This is a genomic window from Pseudomonas reinekei, assembly GCF_001945365.1.
In the GTDB taxonomy this organism is placed as follows: domain Bacteria; phylum Pseudomonadota; class Gammaproteobacteria; order Pseudomonadales; family Pseudomonadaceae; genus Aquipseudomonas; species Aquipseudomonas reinekei.
Map to the genome: position 1 here is coordinate 250974 of NZ_MSTQ01000007.1, position 21197 is coordinate 272170.

18 protein-coding genes are annotated in these 21197 nt (G+C 60.6%); 9 read left to right on the plus strand and 9 right to left on the minus strand.

The genetic code is table 11. The features are described from left to right. Window positions 1-3: 3 nt before the first annotated feature. Window positions 4-627 (minus strand): FMN-binding negative transcriptional regulator, encoded by a 624-nt coding sequence (locus BVK86_RS14390; protein ID WP_075947055.1) that lies wholly within the window; start codon window positions 625-627, stop codon window positions 4-6. Window positions 628-719: 92 nt separating this feature from the next. Between BVK86_RS14390 and pdxR the strand changes: the two genes are divergently transcribed. Further along, window positions 720-2273: a MocR-like pyridoxine biosynthesis transcription factor PdxR gene (gene pdxR / locus BVK86_RS14395; protein ID WP_075947056.1), complete on the plus strand. Its 1554-nt coding sequence runs from the start codon at window positions 720-722 to the stop codon at window positions 2271-2273. A gap of 224 nt (window positions 2274-2497) precedes the next feature. On the opposite strand, the gene BVK86_RS14400 is transcribed toward pdxR, so the two are convergent. The 6 genes from BVK86_RS14400 to aspA form a co-directional block, all read right to left on the minus strand. Beyond that, window positions 2498-3598, minus strand: a complete 1101-nt coding sequence (locus tag BVK86_RS14400) for a polyamine ABC transporter substrate-binding protein (protein ID WP_075947057.1) — start codon at window positions 3596-3598, stop codon at window positions 2498-2500. Between the two features lie 12 nt (window positions 3599-3610). Beyond that, entirely contained in the window at window positions 3611-4642 is a 1032-nt protein-coding gene (locus tag BVK86_RS14405) for a histone deacetylase family protein (protein ID WP_075947058.1), read from the minus strand. A 253-nt stretch (window positions 4643-4895) separates the two neighbouring features. After that, window positions 4896-5894, minus strand: a complete 999-nt coding sequence (locus tag BVK86_RS14410) for an AraC family transcriptional regulator (RefSeq protein WP_075947059.1) — start codon at window positions 5892-5894, stop codon at window positions 4896-4898. Between the two features lie 179 nt (window positions 5895-6073). Then, window positions 6074-7078: an asparaginase gene (locus BVK86_RS14415; RefSeq protein ID WP_075947060.1), complete on the minus strand. Its 1005-nt coding sequence runs from the start codon at window positions 7076-7078 to the stop codon at window positions 6074-6076. A gap of 166 nt (window positions 7079-7244) precedes the next feature. Beyond that, window positions 7245-8693, minus strand: coding sequence for an alanine/glycine:cation symporter family protein (locus BVK86_RS14420; protein ID WP_075947061.1), 1449 nt, complete (start codon window positions 8691-8693; stop codon window positions 7245-7247). A gap of 406 nt (window positions 8694-9099) precedes the next feature. Then, the gene (aspA, locus tag BVK86_RS14425) at window positions 9100-10524 is read right to left on the minus strand and encodes an aspartate ammonia-lyase (protein ID WP_075947062.1); all 1425 of its coding nucleotides are present in this window, start codon (window positions 10522-10524) and stop codon (window positions 9100-9102) included. Window positions 10525-10704: 180 nt separating this feature from the next. Between aspA and BVK86_RS14430 the strand changes: the two genes are divergently transcribed. The 5 genes from BVK86_RS14430 (at window position 10705) to BVK86_RS14450 (ending at window position 14424) form a co-directional block, all read left to right on the plus strand. After that, a complete protein-coding gene (locus BVK86_RS14430; RefSeq protein ID WP_075947063.1) occupies window positions 10705-11613 on the plus strand; it encodes a LysR substrate-binding domain-containing protein in 909 nt (302 codons plus the stop codon). 249 nt (window positions 11614-11862) lie between these two features. Further along, a complete protein-coding gene (gene purE, locus BVK86_RS14435) occupies window positions 11863-12354 on the plus strand; it encodes a 5-(carboxyamino)imidazole ribonucleotide mutase (protein WP_034149342.1) in 492 nt (163 codons plus the stop codon). A gap of 11 nt (window positions 12355-12365) precedes the next feature. Next, complete coding sequence (locus BVK86_RS14440; RefSeq protein ID WP_075947064.1) at window positions 12366-13448, plus strand: 5-(carboxyamino)imidazole ribonucleotide synthase; 1083 nt, start codon at window positions 12366-12368, stop codon at window positions 13446-13448. Between the two features lie 111 nt (window positions 13449-13559). Next, complete coding sequence (locus tag BVK86_RS14445; protein ID WP_027926291.1) at window positions 13560-13805, plus strand: GlsB/YeaQ/YmgE family stress response membrane protein; 246 nt, start codon at window positions 13560-13562, stop codon at window positions 13803-13805. A gap of 82 nt (window positions 13806-13887) precedes the next feature. Continuing rightward, window positions 13888-14424, plus strand: coding sequence for a DUF3299 domain-containing protein (locus BVK86_RS14450; RefSeq protein ID WP_075947131.1), 537 nt, complete (start codon window positions 13888-13890; stop codon window positions 14422-14424). Between the two features lie 75 nt (window positions 14425-14499). On the opposite strand, the gene BVK86_RS14455 is transcribed toward BVK86_RS14450, so the two are convergent. Together BVK86_RS14455 and BVK86_RS14460 are read right to left on the minus strand one after the other, a co-directional pair. After that, window positions 14500-15399 (minus strand): D-hexose-6-phosphate mutarotase, encoded by a 900-nt coding sequence (locus tag BVK86_RS14455; protein ID WP_075947065.1) that lies wholly within the window; start codon window positions 15397-15399, stop codon window positions 14500-14502. 72 nt (window positions 15400-15471) lie between these two features. Next, window positions 15472-15876, minus strand: a complete 405-nt coding sequence (locus tag BVK86_RS14460) for an acyl-CoA thioesterase (RefSeq protein ID WP_007896491.1) — start codon at window positions 15874-15876, stop codon at window positions 15472-15474. Between the two features lie 362 nt (window positions 15877-16238). Between BVK86_RS14460 and BVK86_RS14465 the strand changes: the two genes are divergently transcribed. The 3 genes from BVK86_RS14465 to BVK86_RS14475 all read left to right on the plus strand — a co-directional run bounded on the left by BVK86_RS14465 (window position 16239) and on the right by BVK86_RS14475 (window position 21184). Beyond that, window positions 16239-17537 (plus strand): MFS transporter, encoded by a 1299-nt coding sequence (locus tag BVK86_RS14465; protein WP_075947066.1) that lies wholly within the window; start codon window positions 16239-16241, stop codon window positions 17535-17537. Between the two features lie 200 nt (window positions 17538-17737). Next, window positions 17738-18739, plus strand: a complete 1002-nt coding sequence (locus BVK86_RS14470) for a phosphate ABC transporter substrate-binding protein PstS (protein ID WP_075947067.1) — start codon at window positions 17738-17740, stop codon at window positions 18737-18739. Window positions 18740-18901: 162 nt separating this feature from the next. Continuing rightward, window positions 18902-21184, plus strand: a complete 2283-nt coding sequence (locus BVK86_RS14475; RefSeq protein WP_075947068.1) for an ABC transporter permease subunit — start codon at window positions 18902-18904, stop codon at window positions 21182-21184. Window positions 21185-21197 lie beyond the last annotated feature (13 nt).

Below are 21197 nucleotides of genomic sequence, written 5' to 3' on the forward strand. Positions count from 1 at the left end.
TCCTTAGCGCATCAATTGGGCGAGGGCTTGATCGTTGACGTCGGGGCTGGCGGCCAGCCCTTCGCGTACGCCGGCGATGTCGGCGGGGCTGCGGTTCTGGCTGAGTTTGCGCTTGCCTTCCAGGCGGTCGATGGGAATGGCGAAACCGACGATGGCCTTGAGCATGCCGTCGATGTAATCGGCGGGGGCATCGGCCACTGACCACGGTTGGGCGCGGCCGGCTTCATGTCGGTCGGTGAGGGTGCTGACGATGTCGAGCAGCCGCCCGCCATCGCTGAAGGTTTCGGCGCGGCCATAGGCGTGTACGGCGACGTAGTTCCAGGTGGGCACGACCTTGCCGTGTTCGGCCTTGCTCGGGTAGAAGCCAGGGCTGACGTAGGCGTCGGGACCGGAAAAAATCAGCAGTGCTTCGGCGCCGTCACGCAGGTCTTTCCACTGTGGATTGGCTTTGGCCAGATGCCCATACAACGTGCCGTTCGAGCCCTGTTCGCAATGCAGCAGCACCGGCACATGGCTGGCTTGCAGGCCACTGTCACCGTGGGTCACCAAAATGGCGAGACGGGTGGCGAGGATCAGTTCGTGCAGTTGGGACAACTCGTCGATGGCAAAAGCGCGCGGCGTGTACATGGAGATATTTTCCTTGGCGAATGTCTGCATCCTAGGCAGGCTATTGGTCTGTTGTAAGAGCCATTAACGACCAATTTCATAGGTCCATTGTCATGACCAGCGAACTGCTGTCTTTGTCGTTCAACCCGGCGGGCATTGAACTTGATCGCCGTCAGGGCTTGAGTCGACAGCTTTATCAGGCATTGCGCAGGCGGGTGCTGGATGGACGGTTGGCCAGTGGCACCCGTTTACCGGCCAGCAGAGATCTGGCGGCGGCGTTGGCGATTTCCCGCAATAGCGTGGTGCGCGCTTATGACCAGCTCTATGCCGAGGGTTTCATTGAGGGGCGGGTCGGCGACGGGACCTATGTCGCGCAATTGCCGCCAAATGCCTTGCCGGCGAAAAAAGTATCCACAAAAGTATCCACAGGGTTATCGACAGGCTTACCCACAGCCTTATCCACAAATTGGCTGGATTTACCTGTGGTTTCATCCAGCAAAGTTATCCACAGCAGTGGCCTGGAACGCGTCGAGCAGAACCATTTACCGCGTCCTCCGAGTAGTCCGCCACGGGCATTCAGGGTCGGTGTTCCGGCGTTCGATCTGTTCCCTTTCGAGGTCTGGGCCAAGCTGAATGCGGCTTTCTGGCGTAAACCGGATTTGCAGCAGTTGTGTTATGGCGACCCCGCCGGTGATGAGCGCCTGCGCGGGATGATAGCGGCGTACCTGCGCAGTTCCCGGGGCATGCAGTGCACAGCTGAACAAATTGTGATCACCAGTGGCGCGCAGCAGGGGATTAGCCTTTGTGCACAGTTGCTGGTGGAGCCTGGCGATGGGGTGGCGATCGAGAATCCGGGCTATCGCGCGGCAGGGCATGCGTTCGCCGTGGCCGGGGCGCGCTTGCACGGGGTGGCAGTGGACAGTGAGGGCATCAATTGCGGTGATCTCGCACAGCTCAGCGATTGCCGCTTGACCTATGTCACGCCGTCACACCAGTACCCCACTGGCGTAGTGATGAGTCTTGCGCGTCGTCTGGAGCTGCTGGCCTGGGCCGAGCGCACTCAAGGCTGGATCGTCGAGGATGACTACGACGGCGAGTACCGCTACAGCGGTGCGCCACTGGCACCGTTGGCAGCCCTCGATCGCCAGGGTCGGGTGCTGTACGTCGGGACCTTCGGCAAGGTCGCATTCCCGGCACTGCGCCTGGGCTATCTGGTGTTGCCGATGGGGCTGGTGGACGCGTTTTCCCGGCGTCGTGCCGTGGATGTGCGTCATTCGGAAGTCAGTACCCAGGCGGTGATGGCCGAGTTCATGGCGTCCGGACACTTCCAGCGGCATATCCGCCGGATGCGCCGGGCAGCGCTGAGTCGGCGTAATGCGCTGCTGGGTGGATGGCCCCTGGACATGCCCGGCGTCGGCCCGTTACCCACGGTCGCCGCCGGGCTGCACATGACTGTGCCGGTCGATAGCGTGGCGCGCGAGCAGGAACTGATCGAATGGGCACGTGGCGTCGATGTCGAGATCAATGGCTTGAGCAGTTATTGGCTGCCGGACTCCACCACCCCGATCGATCAACGCGCGGGACTGGTGCTGGGCTTTGCTGCGGTGCCTGAGCGTGAGATCGAGGCGGCACTGGAGCGATTGCGGACAGTGTGGCGGGCTCGCTGAAGTGAGCGGGTGATCAGCCCGCCCCACCCTCGCTCCATGCAGCAGTTCTCTGAGTCGGTCGCGTAAGCCGCCTGTGCTCATCGTCGCCACCCTTGCCTCTGGCGAACATTTCCCCTTGCCGGGTATGTAGAGGACTTTGACTTCCAAGGCCCCGCTTGGCTGGCGCACGCATAAAAAAGACCTGCGCACGCGCAGGTCCGGGTAAGCGGTTGAAGCGATACGTCTCAGGTGCCTGACTTGATTTTGGTCCAGGCCCGGGTCCTCGCACGTTCGGCATCCCGCGGCAGCGGTTGCAGGGTGTAGAGCGTGCCCATCGCCGTTTCAGTCGGGTACAGGTTCGGGTTGTTGCGGATCGACGGGTCGACCCTCTCCGTGGCGTCCTTGTTCGGGTTCGGGTAACCGACGAAGTCGCTGACCGGCGCAATCACCTGGGGTTGCAGCAGGTAGTTGATGAAGGTGTAGGCGTCTTCCGGGTTTTTCGCGCTCTTTGGAATGGCGAGCATGTCGAACCAGATCGGCGCGCCTTCTTTGGGCAGGCGCATGTCGACGACGACACCGTTCTTGGCTTCCTTGGCGCGGTTGGCCGCCTGGGAGAAGCTGCCGGAATAACCGACGGCGACGCAGATGTCACCGTTGGCGATATCGGCCATGTACTTGGACGAGTGGAAGTAAGTGATGTACGGGCGAATCTTCAGCAGCAGCGCTTCGGCCTTGTCGTAGTCCGCAGGCTTTTTGCTGTTGGGGTCCAGGCCGAGGTGTTGCAGGGCTAGCGGCAGGATCTCCGAGGGCGAGTCGAGCAGTGCGACGCCGCACTGCTTGAGCTTGCTGATGTTCTCTTCCTTGAAGATCAGGTCCCAGCTGTCCACCGGTGCGTTATCGCCGAGGGCTGCCTTGACCTTGGCCGGGTTGAAACCGATCAGGATGGTGCCGTACATGTAGGGCACCGCGAATTTGTTGCCCGGGTCATTGGCTTCGATCAGCTTCATCAGCTTGGGATCGAGGTGGTTCCAGTTCGGCAGCTTGCTGCGGTCCAGCGGCTGGAACACGCCAGCCTCGATCTGCTTGGCGAGGAACACGTTGGAGGGTACCACCACGTCGTAACCGGAGTTGCCGGTCAGCAGCTTGGCTTCGAGGGCTTCGTTGGTGTCGAAAATGTCGTAGACCAGTTTGGTCTGGGTGTTCTGCGCCTTGAAATCTTCCAGGGTTTTGGGGGTGATGTAGTCGAACCAGTTGTAGACGCGCAACGTTCGTTCTTCGGCGTGCACGGCACCGCTGAGCACCATGGCACCCAGGGCTGGCACAATAAGACGCTTGAGCCTTTTCATTGTTTTAATTCCTCACTGAGCGCTTTCAAAACCTTCAAGGACGTTCACCGCGTTGATGCCGATTTCTTCGACCGCGTAACCGCCTTCCATCACGAACAGCGTCGGTTTGCCGAGGGCCGCGATGCGCTTGCCCATGGCCAGATAATCCGGGCTGTCGAGCTTGAATTGCGAGATCGGATCGTCCTTGAACGTATCGACGCCCAGGGAGACGACGATGATGTCCGCGCCGTAGCTTTCGATCTCCTTGCAGGCCTGTTCCAGCGCCGCGCTCCAGGTGTCCCAGCCGCTGCCGGCCGGCAATGGGTAGTTGAAGTTGAAGCCCTCACCGGCACCTTCGCCGTGTTCATCTTCATAGCCGAGGAAGAACGGGAATTCGGCTTCCGGGTGACCGTGGATCGAGGTGAACAGCACGTCGCTGCGTGCGTAGAAAATCGATTGGGTGCCGTTGCCATGGTGGTAGTCCACGTCAAGGATCGCGACCTTTTTGTGACCCTGGTCGAGGAAGGCCTGGGCGGCGATGGCGGCGTTGTTGAGGTAGCAATAACCCCCCATCAAGTCGCTGGCAGCGTGGTGTCCTGGTGGACGGCACAAGGCAAAGGCACTGCGTGCGCCAGCCTGGATTCGCGCTTGGGCGGACAATGCCACTTGCGCTGCGCTGTACGCGGCCTGCCAGGTTCCGGCGGTGATCGGCGCGCCGCCGTCGAAGCTGTAATAGCCGAGCTCGCCGTGCAGGCTGGTGGGTTTGATACGCCGCAGGGTGCGAGCCGGCCAGGTGTAGGGCAGCAGATCACCGTCGGTGTTGAACTCGGTCCAGCGCGCCCAGGCGCCTTTGAAGAAATCGAGGTAGTCGCGGCTGTGCACGCGCTCGATAGGGCCGAGGCCGAAATCCTTGGGCGCTTCCACCGGGCCCAGGTTCTGATTTTGCACGCGGGCCAGCACGTGGTCGGCACGCGAAGGCATTTCGAAGCAGGGCTTGAGCTGCCCGTCTATTAATTCACAACGGCCGTGATGCAGATGGTGATCGTTCGAGTAAATCGTCAGCATTTCTTGTTCTCCGCAAGCTGATTCGGGTTGAACACAGTTTTGCGGGGCGGACGATTTAGGAGAATGGCAGGAAAGGCCAAAAGGGGATCGATATGGCCAAAAAAGCTGACCGAAATTCGCCCCTCATTGGCAGGAGAGCACCCTGGCGCAGTGCGAGCCATACAGAACCTGCGGGCTTGCCCGCGAAAGCGGTGTGTCATTCACGAGAATGTCGAATGTGCCGCCGTCATCGCGGGCAAGCCCGCTCACAGGATTAACCGTGTGGCCGGAATTGACTCGGCGCCACACCGCTCCAGCGCACGAAGGCATGGCGAAAACTCGCGGTCTCGCTGAAACCCAGGGCCTCGGCAATCTGATAGATCGGTAACTGATCCTCGCACAGCAATTGCTTGGCCTGTTCGAAGCGCAATTCATCGAGCAATTCCTGATAGCTGCACCCCAGGTCCTTGAGGTGTCGACGCAGGGTTCGCGCTGAACAATTCATCTGCTCGGCCAGGCCCTCCAGCCCAGGCGCGGCATTCAACTGCGCGCTGAGCAATTGCCGAATTCGCCCCAGCCACGCCTGGCGCCCGGTGAACTCGACGTTCTGCTTGCGACAGCGTTCGGCCATGGCTTGATGGGTAATCACATCGGCCAATGGCAAGGGCTGGTCGAGCCATTGCTTGTCGAAGGCGAATGCGTTGTCCCGTGCTTCGAAATGCAGCGGGCAGTTGAAGTGTTCGGCGTAGGTCGCTTCGTAGTCGGGCGCGGCGTGTTCGAAGCGAGCGGCGAGCAGCGGCAGCGGATGACCGAGCAGGTCGTCGCAGATGACCTTGAGCGACACCAGGCAGAACTCGGCATTGAACACGGCCATCGTCGGGCTCTCGCGATAATCGGCCGCGACGAACCAGACACGCTCGCCATCTTCCTCCAGGCTCAGTTCGAAAAGTGTTCCCAGCAGCGCCGGATAACGCATCGCCAGGCGCAAGGCGTCACCGAAGGTGGCACTGGTGAGCAATGCGTAACCGAGCATGCCGTAGCAGGAGACGTGCATCCGCCGACCCAGTTCCAGGCCGATGTCACGCTTGAGTGCGACAGCGTTGGCGCAGACTTGCATCTCTTGATTGGTGGTGATGCGCGTGTCGGCGCGGTTCAAATCCGCCGCACTGATGCCGCTGCCGGCCAATAGCGCCTCACTGGACAAGCCTTCGGCCTTGAAGGTGTTGAGGATCAGCGAAACGGCGTTGAGGGTGGTGAGATGGGAGTGGAGCATGGCGACTTCCAGTCTTTGAATGCTGGAAAGCGAGCAAGTTGTGTGCCGGGACAGGTGGGGCTGGCATCGATTCTGTGGGAGCGGGCGTGCCCGCGATTGCGGTGTGTCATTCTCGAGAATGTCGGATGTGCCGCCGTCATCGCGGGCAAGCCCGCCCACAGGGTTTGGTTTTTGTCAGGTCAAATCAGTTCGCCGCACAGGTCGAGCTCAACGAGCCGGCGGACTTCTTGCGTTTCAAGCCCTGCACCCAGCAGCGCATGCAACTTGCCGAACGCCGCCTCACGGGTCATGCCGCCGCCCGACAGCACGCCAACGCCGCGCAAGCGACTACCGGCCTCGTACACATCCAGCTCGACGCCACCCTCATGGCACTGGGTCACCGCGACCACGACCACACCCTTGTCGCGTGCACGACCGAGGCTGGCGAGAAACTCGGGGTTGTCACTTGGCCCGGTACCACTGCCATAACACTCCAGCACCAGACCCTGAATGCCGCTGGCGAACAAACCATCCAGCACCTCGGCGCGGATGCCTGGAAACAATGGCAACACCGCGACGTTCGCCAGTTGCCTGGATTGGTTGTAATTCAGACGGGCCGGAATCGAAGGCGCCTTCACACCACCGCCCTGACGTGCCAGCCGCTTGAACGGATGCCGCCCGAAACTGCGCACTTTGGCGCAGCGGGTCGGGTCCAGAAGCTCGCCGTGGAAGTACAGATGCACGCCCGACGCCAGGCCCTGACCCAGGGCAACCAGCGCGCCGCCGAGGTTTTCCCACGCATCGCTGTCGGTGACGCCGGCCGGCAGCATCGAGCCGGTGAAGCAAACGCGGGCCTGCAAGCCGAGCAACTGAAAACTCATGGCAGCGGCGCTGTAGGCCAGGGTGTCGGTGCCGTGCAGGATCAGCACGCTGTCGCAGCCGTGCACTTCAACGGCGTCGACGACCGCTTCACGCAGTTGCTGCCAGTAGCCCGGGCTCATGTTGGCGCTGTCGATCAGCGGCGACATCTCGCGAAAACGCCATTGCGGTACCACGAGATCGGGCTGGCTGTGCAGGTACTCGCGCATCCGCGCTTCGAAACCGGACGCCGGGGCCAGGCCGTTGGCGCTGGCTTGCATGCCGATGGTGCCGCCGGTGTAGAGCAGCATGACGTGCTGGGCGGCAGGGTAGGAATTGGGGATCATCTGGAGGTCTCCACAAGAGATGACATGTGGGAGCGAGCCTGCTCGCGATTGCAGTTAATCATTCAACATTGATGTTGGCGCAATAACAGTGATCGCGAGCAGGCTCGCTCCCGCAGGTAATGCACTTTAACTGACGGGCGCATGGGATGCGCCCGTCATTTACCGGTCAGCGTTGCGCTGCGGTCGCGCCTTGCCGCTCAGGTTGAGCCTGCGCGGCGGCTGGCGGATTCGCCGGCCAGGCCTGGCGATCCAGATCCAGATCCGGGAACTTGCTCGAATCGAACACGGGGGTCTTGATCCCGGCAGCGCGCTGGTCATCGTAGTCACGCAGGATGCGCATGCCGACCTTGAACAGCAAGAACAGCGCGATCAGGTTGACGAACGCGAGCAGCGTCATGGTGATGTCGGCAAAGGCGAACACGGTGCCGAGGTTCTCGATGGCCCCCCAGAAAATCAGGAGCAGTACCAGCGCACGATAGCCCATCAGCGCTTTGCGGTTTTCACCGATCAGGAAGCGCAGGTTGTTCTCGCCCAAGTAGTAGTTGTAGAGAATCGAGGTGAACACGAACAACGCCAGCGCCACGGAAATGAACATCCGGCCCCAGTCGCCCACAACGGCGGCCAGGGAGTTCTGGGTCAGGGCGATGCCGTCACCTTCGAAACCCGGGGTATAGAAACCGGAGAGCAGGATCAGCAACGCGGTGCAGGTGCAGATCACGAACGTGTCGAGGAACACGCTGAACGCCTGGACCACACCTTGCGCCACCGGGTGCTCGACCGACGCCACAGCGGCCACGTTGGGCGCGCTGCCCAGGCCTGCTTCGTTGGCAAACACGCCGCGTTTCACGCCCATGATGATGGCGCTGCCGATCAGGCCGCCGAAGGCCTGGTCCAGACCGAAGGCGCTCCTGACGATGGTCATCAACATGCCCGGTACCTGGTCGAATTGCAGGACGATCACGTAAAGGGTCACGCCGATGTACGCCAGGGTTTTCACCGGCACCAACAGGTCGGCGACCTTGGCGATGCGCTTGATCCCGCCGATGAACACCAAGCCCAGCAGCACGGCGAGGCCGACACCGGTGTACGTCGTGTCGAGACCGAACGCGTTGTTCAGCGAGTGAGTCACGGCGTGGGCTTGCAGGCCGTTGAAGGCGAACCCGAAGGTCACCAGCAACAGGAACGCCATGAGCATCCCCAGCCAGCGTTTTTGCAGGCCGTGCTGAATGTAGTAAGACGGGCCGCCACGGAACTGGCCTTCGGAGTCGCAGCGCTTGTAGAGCTGGCCGAGGGAGCACTCGAAGAAGCTGCTGGACATACCGACCAGGGCCGTCACCCACATCCAGAACACCGCGCCCGGCCCGCCGAGGGTCACGGCGATGCCGACACCGGCGATGTTGCCCGCGCCAACACGGCCGGCAAGGCTGAGCATCAGGGCCTGGAACGAACTGAGTTGCCCGGCGCTGCTTTTGAGGCTGTCACGGAACACCGCGAACATGTGGAAGAAGTGACGCAATTGAACGAAACGCGAGCGGATCGTGAAGTAGCTACCGAGCCCGACAATGAGCACGATCAGTACTTTCCCTGAGAGGAAGTCGTTAATGACTTCGAGCATGGATTATTCCTCGCTGTTTTTTGTGTAGGCAAATGCTGGCCGGTCAGACACATCGAGTTACATCAGTTGGCACTCGGCACAACAGGCGGGTCGATGTCCGTCCCGGTTTCATATCGCGGGTTTGTTATTAGTTCGGGTTTCGCATGGGTTCAGGTCTCGCTACCGACGACCGCCCACGTGAAGAGGGGCGGCACTATACCGATGGGAGTGCCATCCGTCTGCACAGTTGTGGTGCATGCACCGATTCTATCGACGCCGGTTTCTTGTAGGCGTCGGCTTCCACAAATTCTGCATTGTTGGAAAACGGTTAAAAAAAAGGGCTTGGAGATTGATCTCCAAGCCCTCAAAAGGTGAGAGGTGTCTAGTCCCTCGACCTGGTGAGCGGTGCTACAGGTAACGCGTCGGTTCAGGCTTTCAGCGGAACCAGGCGTGGCGCAATCATGTTTTCCGGACGCAGGATGTCGGCGAGCATTTCTTCGTCGAGCAAGCCTTCTTCGCGCACCAGTTCCAGCACGCCGCGGCCGCTTTCAAGCGCGACGCGGGCGATGCGGGTGGCGTTTTCATAGCCGATGTACGGATTCAGCGCAGTCACCAGACCGATCGAATGCTCGACCAGTTCACGGCAGCGCGCTTCGTTGGCGGTGATGCCGGTGATGCAGTGTTCGCGCAGCATGTCCATGGCGCGTTGCAACAGGCGGATCGAGTCGAAGATCTTGAACGCGATCAGCGGCTCCATCACGTTCAGTTGCAGCTGGCCGCCTTCGGCCGCGATGGTCAGGGCCAGGTCGTTGCCGATGATCTGGAACGCTACCTGGTTAACGGCTTCCGGGATAACCGGGTTGACCTTGCCTGGCATGATCGAGCTGCCTGGCTGACGCGCCGGCAGATTGATTTCGTTGATGCCGGTGCGTGGGCCGCTGGACAGCAGGCGCAAGTCGTTGCAGATCTTCGACAGCTTGACCGCGGTGCGCTTGAGCATGCCGGAGAACAGGACGAAGGCGCCCATGTCGGAGGTGGCTTCGATCAAGTCGGCCGCCGGTACCAGCGGGTGACCGCTGATGGTGGCCAGGCGCTGAACGGCCAGGTGCTGATAGCGCGGGTCGGCGTTGATGCCGGTGCCAATCGCGGTGCCGCCCAGGTTTACTTCGGTCAGCAGCTCGGGTGCCAGCGTTTTCAGGCGTGCCAGGTCTTCGCCCAGGGTCGTGGCGAAAGCACGGAACTCCTGGCCAAGGGTCATCGGCACGGCGTCTTGCAGTTGGGTACGACCCATCTTCAGGACGTGGCTGAACTCTTCACCTTTGGCGGCGAACGACTGGATCAGGCTGTCGAGGCTGGCCAGCAGCGCGTCGTGACCCAGCAGCAGACCCAGGCGAATCGCGGTCGGGTAGGCATCGTTGGTCGACTGCGCCATGTTCACGTCGTTGTTCGGGTGCAGGTACTGGTATTCGCCTTTCTCGTGACCCATTGCTTCGAGGGCAATGTTGGCGATCACTTCGTTGGCGTTCATGTTGGTGGAAGTACCGGCGCCACCTTGAATCATGTCCACCACGAACTCTTCGTGGAAGTCGCCGCGGATCAGTCGTGCACAGGCTTCGCTGATGGCAGCGTGCTTGGCTTCGCTCAGGTGACCCAGCTCGCGGTTGGCGTCAGCGGCGGCTTGTTTCACCATCGCCAGGCCGACAACCAGCTTCGGGTAATGCGAAATCGGAACGCCGGAGAGGCGGAAGTTGTTCACCGCTCGCAGGGTCTGGATGCCGTAATACGCTTGAGCCGGTACTTCAAGTACGCCAAGCAGGTCTTTTTCTGTGCGGAAAGATGCAGCGGAGGACATGATAGAAATCATCTCGATATGAACCCGGTCTGTGCCGGAACGCTGCAAATGCTAGGCTTGTGGAGAATATTGGGCCAATGCTGTTAAACACTGACCTATGCACATTCGGCATAATACCCATGTGACGCCCTGTGTGCGGCGAGCGTGTGACCTAATTTGGTGCGTGTCCGGGAGGGCGTGATGAATCTGGAAAGTAAATGGCTGGAGGACTTCAGTGCCCTGGCCGCCACCCGCAGCTTCTCCCAGGCGGCGGAACGACGCTTCGTGACTCAGCCGGCGTTCAGCCGGCGAATCCGCAGCCTCGAAGCGGCGTTGGGGCTGACACTGGTCAATCGTTCGCGCACACCGATCGAGCTGACCGCGGCGGGGCAATTGTTTCTGGTGACGGCGCGCACCGTGGTCGAACAACTGGGTGAAGTGCTGCGCCACCTGCATCATCTGGAGGGCGGGCAAGGCGAAGTCATGCAAGTCGCTGCAGCTCACTCGCTGGCACTGGGTTTCTTTCCGCGCTGGATCGCCCAGTTGCGCAACGAAGGGTTGAACATCGCCACGCGGTTGGTCGCGACCAACGTCGGTGACGCGGTGCATGCGTTGCGTGAAGGTGGTTGCGACTTGATGCTGGCCTTCTACGACCCGGATGCGGCGATGCAGATGGACCCGGAAATCTTTCCGTCTCTGCACCTGGGGCACACCGAGATGTTGCCGGTCTGCGCCGCGGACGCCGACGGCAAGCCGTTGTTCGACCTGGAAGGCGAGGGCAGTGTGCCGCTGCTGGCCTACAGCGCCGGTGCGTTTCTCGGCCGTTCGGTGAACATGCTGTTACGCCAGCGAGCGCTGCGCTTCACCACCATCTACGAAACCGCCATGGCCGACAGCCTGAAAAGCATGGCGCTGGAAGGACTCGGAATCGCCTGGGTGCCGCAACTCAGCGTGCGCGCGGAACTGGCGCGCGGGGAGTTGGTGGTTTGCGGTGGACCGCAGTGGCATGTACCGCTGGAGATTCGCTTGTACCGCTGCGCCCTCGTGCGCAAGGCCAATGTGCGGTTGTTGTGGCGCAAGCTCGAAGGCGGCGCCGCACAAAGTTCTTAAACACCCCCGAATAACCCTGCAGGGTTATTCGGGGGTGTCTTTTCGCTGACCTTCAGGTCAATAAAACCGGGCTTTTGCGGCAGATGACAGATGGTCGCGCAGGGGGCTGTTTATCTGCTTCATTGAGGTATACTGCGCGGCCTTCGGCCGGTTACGACTGGCCATAATTCGTACAATCAAGCCACGCATTCTGCGTGGCTTGTTGTTTTTTGATGCGCCTGCGGGCGCCCAGAGAGAAGAGGCACGACGATGAGTGCATTGGTTGGCGTGATCATGGGCTCCAAGTCCGATTGGTCCACCCTTAGCCACACCGCCGATATGCTGGAAAAGCTCGGCATCCCTTACGAGGTGAAGGTGGTGTCCGCTCACCGCACCCCGGACCTGCTGTTCCAGTACGCTGAAGAAGCCGAGGCGCGTGGTATCGAGGTGATCATCGCCGGTGCCGGTGGCGCGGCCCACTTGCCTGGCATGTGTGCGGCCAAGACCCACCTGCCGGTACTGGGCGTGCCCGTGCAGTCGGCGATGCTCTCGGGCGTCGACTCACTGCTCTCCATCGTGCAGATGCCTGCCGGCATTCCGGTTGCGACCCTGGCCATCGGCAAGGCTGGCGCGATCAACGCCGCGCTGTTGTCGGCGAGTATCCTGGGCGCCAAGCACCCGCAGTTCCACGAAGTGCTGAAAACCTTCCGTGCTGAGCAGACAGACAGCGTCCTGGAAAATCCAGACCCACGCATCGCCTGAGGTTGTTGACGATGAAGATCGGTGTAATCGGTGGCGGCCAGTTGGGTCGCATGTTGGCGCTGGCGGGTACTCCGCTGGGCATGAACTTCGCTTTCCTCGACCCGGCGCCTGACGCTTGCGCGGCGGCATTGGGCGAACACCTGCGGGCCGATTACGGCGATCAGGATCACCTGCGCCAACTGGCCGATGAAGTCGATCTGGTGACCTTCGAATTCGAAAGCGTGCCGGCGGAAACCGTCGCGTTCCTGTCGCAGTTCGTCCCGGTCTACCCGAGCGCCGAAGCCCTGCGCATCGCTCGCGATCGCTGGTTCGAAAAGAGCATGTTCAAGGACCTGGGGATTCCGACCCCGGCGTTCGCCGACATTCAGTCGCAGGCTGATCTGGATGCCGCCGTGGCTTCCATCGGTCTGCCTGCCGTGCTCAAGACCCGCACCCTGGGTTACGACGGCAAGGGCCAGAAAGTCCTGCGCTCCCCTGAAGATGTGGTCGGTACGTTCGCCGAACTGGGCAGCGTGGCCTGCCTGCTGGAAGGTTTCGTGCCGTTCACTGGCGAAGTCTCGCTGATCGCAGTGCGTGCCCGCGATGGTGAAACAAAATTCTACCCGCTGGTACACAACACCCACGACAGCGGCATCCTCAAGCTGTCCGTGGCCAGCACTGACCACCCGTTGCAAGCCCTGGCCGAAGACTACTCCAGCCGCGTGCTCAAGCAGCTGGATTATGTCGGCGTGATGGCGTTCGAGTTTTTTGAAGTCGACGGTGGCCTCAAGGCCAACGAAATCGCTCCGCGCGTGCACAACTCCGGGCACTGGACGACCGAAGGCGCCGAGTGCAGCCAGTTCGAAAACCACCTGCGGGCCGTTGCCGGTCTGCCGTTGGGTTCGACAGCCAAGGTTGGCGAGAGCGCGATGCTCAACTTCATCGGAAAAGTGCCGGACACCGAAAAGGTTATCGCGATCGCCGATTGCCATCTGCATCACTACGGCAAGGCATTCAAGGCAGGGCGCAAGGTCGGCCACGCCAACCTGCGTTGTGCAGACCGCGAAACCCTCGCCGCGCAGATCCTCAAGGTCGAAGCGCTGATCGCCGAGTAAAACAGTTTCATGTGGCGGCGGCGGAACCATTGCGGTGCCGCCGTTCTCTCATGGCAGGATGCGAAAGTCTGACTAGGCTTTCGCATAGCCAATCATTCAGAGGGAAATGCCATGGGAATCATCGGAACCATCTTTATCGGCTTGATCGTCGGCCTGCTCGCACGGTTCCTGAAACCGGGCGATGACAGCATGGGCTGGATCATGACCATCCTGCTCGGTATTGGCGGTTCGCTGGCGGCCACTTATGGCGGCCAGGCGTTGGGCATTTACCACGCCGGCGAAGGTGCCGGTTTCATCGGGGCGCTGGTCGGCGCGGTGGTGTTGCTGGTGATCTACGGCCTGATCAAAAAGAACTGATTCAAGCGACAAAGTCCTCTCGGCTGCGCAGTCCGGGAGGGCTAGAATGCTTGGCGTTTTCCTTTCCTTGCCGAGCATTTTCATGCGCCGTTTTTTGCTGACTCTTTTGTTTCTCGGTTCGGGCCTTGCCCATGCTGGCGAGCTGCCGGAAACCGATTGGCTCGAACTGATGCCCAAGTCCGACCAGAAGGCCCTCGAGGCCATGCCCGAAATCGACCACGACTCCCCCGAGGCCAATGGCACTTTTACCGAAAAGGGTGGCATGAAGCAGAGCAAGGGCTTGCCTGCGGTGATGTACTCGACCAAAACCGTGGCCTCGATGAACGACAAGAACATCCGCCTCGGTGGTTATCCGGTGCCGCTGGAGTCCGATGCCAAGGGCAACAGCACGCTGTTTTTCCTCGTGCCATACCCGGGCGCCTGCATCCACGTGCCGCCTCCGCCACCTAACCAGTTGGTGCTGGTGCGTTATCCGAAGGGCTTGAAGCTCAATGATATCTACACCCCGCTGTGGGTGACCGGCACGCTGAAGGTGGAGAAGGTCAGCAATGATCTGGCGGACGCAGCGTATGCGCTGGATGCGGCGAAGGTGCGAGTAGTGAAGGAATCGGATCTGTAAAAACACTGCAGGAGCCGGCTTGCTGTCGATAGCGATCTTGAGGGCGTCATCGCCAGCAAGCCGGCTCCTGCAGGTTTAAAGCGGTTTGCTGCCGATGCTGACGCCGAGGGTGTGGCTGGCCCCCGGCGTCAGGTTCACGACATCCCCCATCACATTCGCCGTTTCGATGCACAACATGCGCTGCCAGCCGTCGTCGGCCATGTCGCTGAATGCGGCAGCACGGTCGACCCAGGGGTTCCAGATCACCGCCGAGCGCGAACCCGTACTTGTCAGTTCGATGCGTCGCTCCCAGGCCGGGTCGACGATGCTCAGCAGCGGCGGGGCGTCGAGGTAGATGCGGTCGGTTTCGCCGGTAAAGCGCAGGTCGCCGGACTGCTTCTTGGTTGCCCAGTCTTCCAGGGTTTCGATGTAGCTCAAGCCATCCACGCCTTCGACGTGCACGTTGCGCACATCGCTGACGGCAAAGTAACTGTGCAGGGCCTGGCTGATGGTGACTGGTTGCTGGCCCGTGTTATGGCTGGTCAGGCTGATGTGCAGTTGCTCGTCCAGGCGAATGCTCAGCTTCAAGTCCACTTGATGCGGCCAGCCTGGCAATCCGCCTTCGGGGCAGGGCAGCAAGAATTCGATTTTCAGGCTTTCGCCCTCGGCTTCGATGCCGCCCAATTCCCAGTCCATCGCCCGCACCAGGCCATGAGCCGCTGGTGCTTGGTTGCTGACGCGCATCGCTTTCACGCTCTGCGGGTTGCGCTCGAAGTTGCCGAACCACGGCCAACACACCGGCACACCGGCGCGGATGCTTTTGCCGGTCTTGAACACCGCTTCATCGTTGAGCCAGATCAGCGGCGGCTGACCCGCCAGTTGATAACTGAGGATGTGCGCGCCTTGCTGGGCCACCAGTAATTCGGCCTGACCGTGGCGGATACGCCAGCAGTTCAGTTCATCCAGTTTGACGGCTTCAACGTTGGGCGTGTTCATGGGACAGCTCTCGATCAGTAACAGGACTGCAATGGACCGCGAATCGGTCGTCGGGTTTAACCCTTACCGGTGTTAACGAGCGCGCGGCGGAACCGAGCGGGTACGGCCGCTGCCATCGATGGCGACGAACACAAATACCGCTTCAGTGACTTTGCGCCATTCGCTGGACAGCGGATCGTCGCTCCAGACCTCGACCATCATCTGGATCGAGCTGCGGCCGATTTCCAGTGCCTGGGTATAGAAGGAGAGCTGAGCGCCCACCGCCACTGGAACCAGGAATGCCATGCGGTCGATCGCGACCGTGGCCACGCGGCCACCGGCAACCTTGCTGGCCATCGCGGTGCCGGCCAAATCCATCTGCGCTACCAGCCAGCCGCCGAAAATATCGCCAAAGCCGTTGGTTTCGCGGGGGAGTGCGGTGATTTGCAAGGCCAGGTCGCCTTGCGGGATCGGATCTTCTTGTTCGAGCTCTATCATGCCGGGGGTGCCTCTGACCCGTGACTCTTCGTTGGTGCTGCTGGTGGTAGCCGTCTTCGGGAAAAACGATTCAGCACCGAACATACTGCGTTCGTCACGTTTTCCATAAGGCGCCTAAAGGGAAACTCTGCGAAATCGCCTATGACCCTGACAGGCGTTTTCGCACAGCAACCCTTGCAAGCCGTCGCACAGTTGCGAGTATATCGGTCGGTAGACTCCGAGACGACCGTCCGGTTCTCATTTTGACCGTCAATTACGCACCTCTATGTGCTTTTTCGAACAATTTGCTATCGTGCCGGTCCTGCCCGAGCCTTGCCAGCGTTGTTGGGGCGGCAGACCTGACTATAAGAGAAGCCCTTGCCATGACCACAGCGCCCTCAAGTATCGCGCAGCCAACCCAATCCGCACGTCCGCTGACCCGCAATGATTACAAGACGCTATCGTTGTCGGCCCTTGGCGGGGCACTGGAATTTTACGACTTCATCATTTTCGTGTTCTTCGCGACCGTGGTGGGCAAGCTGTTCTTCCCGGCGGACATGCCCGAATGGCTACGCCTGATGCAGACCTTCGGCATCTTTGCCGCCGGCTACCTGGCGCGGCCGCTGGGCGGCATCGTGATGGCGCACTTCGGCGACCTGCTGGGGCGCAAGAAGATGTTCACCCTGAGCATTTTCATGATGGCCGTGCCGACCCTGATCATGGGCCTGCTGCCGACCTACGCGCAGATCGGCATGTGGGCGCCGATTCTGTTGCTGCTGATGCGAGTGATTCAAGGCGCGGCGATTGGCGGCGAGGTGCCGGGGGCTTGGGTATTCGTTTCCGAACACGTACCGCAGCGGCACGTCGGCTATGCCTGCGGGACCCTCACCAGTGGCCTGACGGCAGGCATCCTGTTGGGCTCTTTGGTCGCTACCGCGATCAACAGCCTCTATACCCCGGTGGAAGTGGCCGATTACGCCTGGCGGATTCCGTTCCTGCTGGGCGGCGTGTTCGGCCTGTTCTCGGTGTACCTGCGCCGCTGGTTGCACGAAACCCCGGTGTTTGCCGAGCTGCAACAACGCAAGGCCCTGGCCGAGGAAGTGCCACTGCGTGCGGTGCTGCGTGACCATCGTGGCGCCATCGCCATTTCGATGTTGCTGACCTGGTTGTTATCCGCCGCCATTGTTGTGTTGATCCTGATGACCCCGACCGTTCTGCAGACGGTCTATCACTTCTCGCCAACTTCGTCGCTGCAAGCGAACAGTGTGGCGATTGTGTTCCTGAGCTTCGGTTGCATCATTGCTGGCGCACTGGCCGATCGTTTCGGTGCGGGGCGTGTCTTTGTCTTCGGCTGCATGGCGTTGCTGGCCAGCTCCTGGACCTTCTATCACAGCCTGACGGATCATCCTGACTGGCTCTTCCCGATGTATGCCCTGACCGGTTTTCTGGTTGGCACCATCGGTGCGGTGCCGTATGTGATGGTCAAGGCGTTCCCGCCGGTGGTGCGCTTCAGCGGATTGTCGTTCTCTTACAACGTGGCGTACGCGATCTTTGGCGGCCTGACGCCGATGATCGTCAGCCTGCTGCTCAAGGAAAGCCCGATGGGCCCGGCCTATTACGTGGCAGTGCTGTGTGGCGTCGGGATTCTGGTGGGCGCGTATCTCTGGAAGAAAGGGCGCTGATCCCGCAGTTCTCTTTGGCTGAACCGGTCCTATCGCTAGCAGGCTAGCCAGCCTGCTAGCGATTTGGGTGCCCCGAATCATCCGGTAAAAACGCGAATAGTGGCCTTTCATCCAATTGTCATATTTCAGCCATAGAGTGTTCACACGGCCTGCTGATACTTGGCCCCGAATTAACACACCCTATCTGCTAGGAGTAAGGCATGAAACTGAAGCGTTTGATGGCGGCAATGACTTTTGTCGCTGCTGGCGTTGCGACTGCCAACGCGGTTGCCGCTGTTGACCCTGCTATCCCGAGCTACACCAAGACCACCGGTGTGTCGGGCAACCTGTCCAGCGTTGGTTCCGATACTCTGGCTAACCTCATGACCCTCTGGGCTGAGAACTACAAAAAAGAATACCCGAACGTAAACATCCAGATTCAGGCCGCCGGTTCTTCTACCGCACCACCTGCGCTGACAGAAGGCACCGCTAACCTGGGCCCGATGAGCCGCAAAATGAAGGACAACGAACTCCAGGCCTTCGAAACCAAATATGGCTACAAGCCAACCGCTATTCCGGTTGCCGTGGACGCCTTGGCCGTATTCGTACACAAAGACAACCCGATCAAGGGCCTGACCATGGCTCAAGTCGACGCGATTTTCTCCTCGACTCGTCTGTGTGGCGCTAAAGCCGACGTGAAAACCTGGGGCGACCTGGGCGTGACCGGTGACCTGGCCAACAAGCCCGTTCAACTGTTTGGTCGTAACTCGGTATCCGGTACCTACGGCTACTTCAAGGAAGAAGCCCTGTGCAAAGGCGATTACAAGCCAAACGTCAACGAACAGCCAGGTTCGGCTTCGGTTGTGCAGTCGATCAGCAGCTCGCTTAACGGCGTTGGCTACTCGGGCATCGGCTACAAGACTGCCAGCGTGAAAACCGTTGCCCTGTCCAAGAAAGAAGGCGGCGAGTTCATCGAAGACACCGAAGAAAACGCCCTGAACGGCAAGTACCCGCTGTCGCGCTTCCTCTACGTCTACGTCAACAAAGCCCCGAACAAGCCTCTGGCTCCGCTGGAAGCCGAGTTCGTGAAACTGATTCTGTCGAAACAGGGTCAGGAAGTTGTAGTGAAAGACGGTTACATCCCACTGCCGGCCAAGGTTGCTGCAAAAGCACTGGCTGACCTGGGTCTGCAAGAAGGCGGCGCTGAAGTCGCAAAAAAGTAAAACCCTGATCCGGGGCTAGCCCCGGATCTGCAGGAGCTGTCGAGGGAATCGAGGCTCCTGCAACCCCAAATTCTCAATCCGCTGCCGGTTCTACCGGGCGGCGGATTTGTCGCGTCACTGCACTGTCATCTTTCTGTCATACAAGATCGCTAGGGTGTGCGAATGAATGATCTGGCCAATTCCAACATGACTACTAATCCCCCCAAGCGGATTGATTTCAATACGCCTGAGTTGCAACGCAAGCGCCGCATTCGCGCGCTCAAGGATCGCTTCACCCGCTGGTACGTCCTCATCGGCGGCCTGGCAGTGCTGGCAGCCATCACCCTGATCTTCTTCTTCCTCGCCTACGTCGTTGCGCCCCTGTTCCAGGGTGCCAGCCTGACGTCCAGGGACGCGATCACGCCGGCCTGGATGCAAGACGCCGGCAAGCCGTTGATGATCTCCCTGGAAGAGCAGAACCAGGTGGCCATGCGGGTCTCCGATAAAGGCCAGGCATTGTTCTTCGATATCGACAGTGGCGCCGAACTCAAGCGCGTCGATTTGCCTGTTCCGGCCGGCACTACCGTAACCTCCATCGGTAAAGATCAGCCAGGTCACCCGCTGGTGGCGGTAGGCTTGTCCAATGGTCAGGCTCTGGTGTTCCGTCACACGTACAAGGTCACCTATCCGGACGGCAAGAAAACCATCTCGCCAGCCATCGAGTATCCGTATGGCGAAGCGCCTATCGCGGTGAACGAAGCGGGCGGTGCGCTGGAGCACGTCAGCCTCAACGCGACTGATGCGACCCTGATGCTGGTGGGTTCCACCGGTTCGCAACTCAATGTTTTGTCGCTGACCAGCGAAGAAAACATGATGACCGGCGAAGTCACCAACGAGCAGACGCGCATCGATTTGCCGCAAATGACCGAGCCGGTGAAGAACATTTTCGTCGACCCGCGTCAGCAGTGGTTATACGTGATCAACGGTCGTGCCCAGGCTGACGTGTTCAGCTTGCGCGACAAGAGCCTGAACGGTCGCTACAAACTGCTGGAAAACGGCGACGCTGAAATCACCGCCAGCACACAGCTGGTGGGCGGTATCTCGCTGATTCTTGGCGACTCCAAGGGTGGCCTGGCCCAGTGGTTCATGGCCCGCGACCCGGATGGCGAGCAGCGCCTGAAGCAGATCCGCGCCTTCCAGATGGGCACCACGCCTATCATTGAAATCACCGCCGAAGAACGCCGCAAGGGCTTCGTCGCCCTCGATGCTTCCGGCAAGCTCGGTGTGTTCCACAGCACCGCGCACCGCACCTTGCTGGTTGACCAAGTGGTTGAAGGCGCGGGGCTGTTCGGCATGTCGCCTCGTGCCAACCGGGTGATCGTGGAAGCTGGCGACAAGCTGCAACCGTTGCTGCTCGACAACCCGCACCCGGAAGTTTCGTGGAGCGCGTTGTGGAGCAAGGTCTGGTACGAGAACTACGACGAGCCTAAATACGTCTGGCAATCGACCGCCGCCAACACTGACTTCGAACCGAAACTGAGCCTGTCGCCGCTGACCTTCGGTACCTTGAAAGCCGCGTTCTACGCCATGTTGCTGGCCGCACCTCTGGCCGTTGCTGCTGCGATCTACACCGCGTACTTCATGGCTCCTGGCATGCGCCGCAAGGTCAAGCCGGTGATCGAACTGATGGAAGCGATGCCGACGGTGATCCTCGGTTTCTTCGCCGGCCTGTTCCTTGCGCCGTATGTGGAAGGACACCTTCCGGGTATCTTCAGCCTGTTGATGCTGCTGCCGATCGGCATCCTGGTCGCCGGTTTTACCTTCAGCCGCCTGCCTGAGTCGATCCGCCTGAAAGTCCCGGATGGCTGGGAAAGTGCGCTGCTGATCCCGGTGATCCTGTTTGTGGGCTGGCTCTCGCTGTACATGAGCCCGTTCATGGAGAACTGGTTCTTCGGCGGTGACATGCGCATGTGGATCTCCCACGACCTGGGCATCACCTACGACCAGCGCAACGCACTGGTGGTGGGTCTGGCCATGGGCTTCGCGGTCATCCCGAACATCTACTCCATCGCCGAAGACGCCGTGTTCAGCGTGCCGCGTGGCCTGACCCTCGGTTCACTGGCCCTCGGTGCCACGCCGTGGCAGACCATGACCCGCGTGGTGATCCTCACCGCCAGCCCGGGTATTTTCTCGGCGTTGATGATCGGCATGGGCCGCGCGGTCGGTGAAACCATGATCGTGTTGATGGCCACCGGTAACACCCCGGTCATGGAAATGAACCTGTTCGAAGGCCTGCGCACCCTCGCCGCCAACGTCGCGGTGGAAATGCCCGAGTCGGAAGTCGGCGGCAGCCACTACCGCGTGCTGTTCCTCTCGGCGCTGGTGCTGCTGTTGTTCACCTTCGTCATGAACACCCTCGCGGAACTGATTCGTCAGCGTCTGCGCAAGAAATACTCGTCGCTTTAAGCAAAGGTAGAAG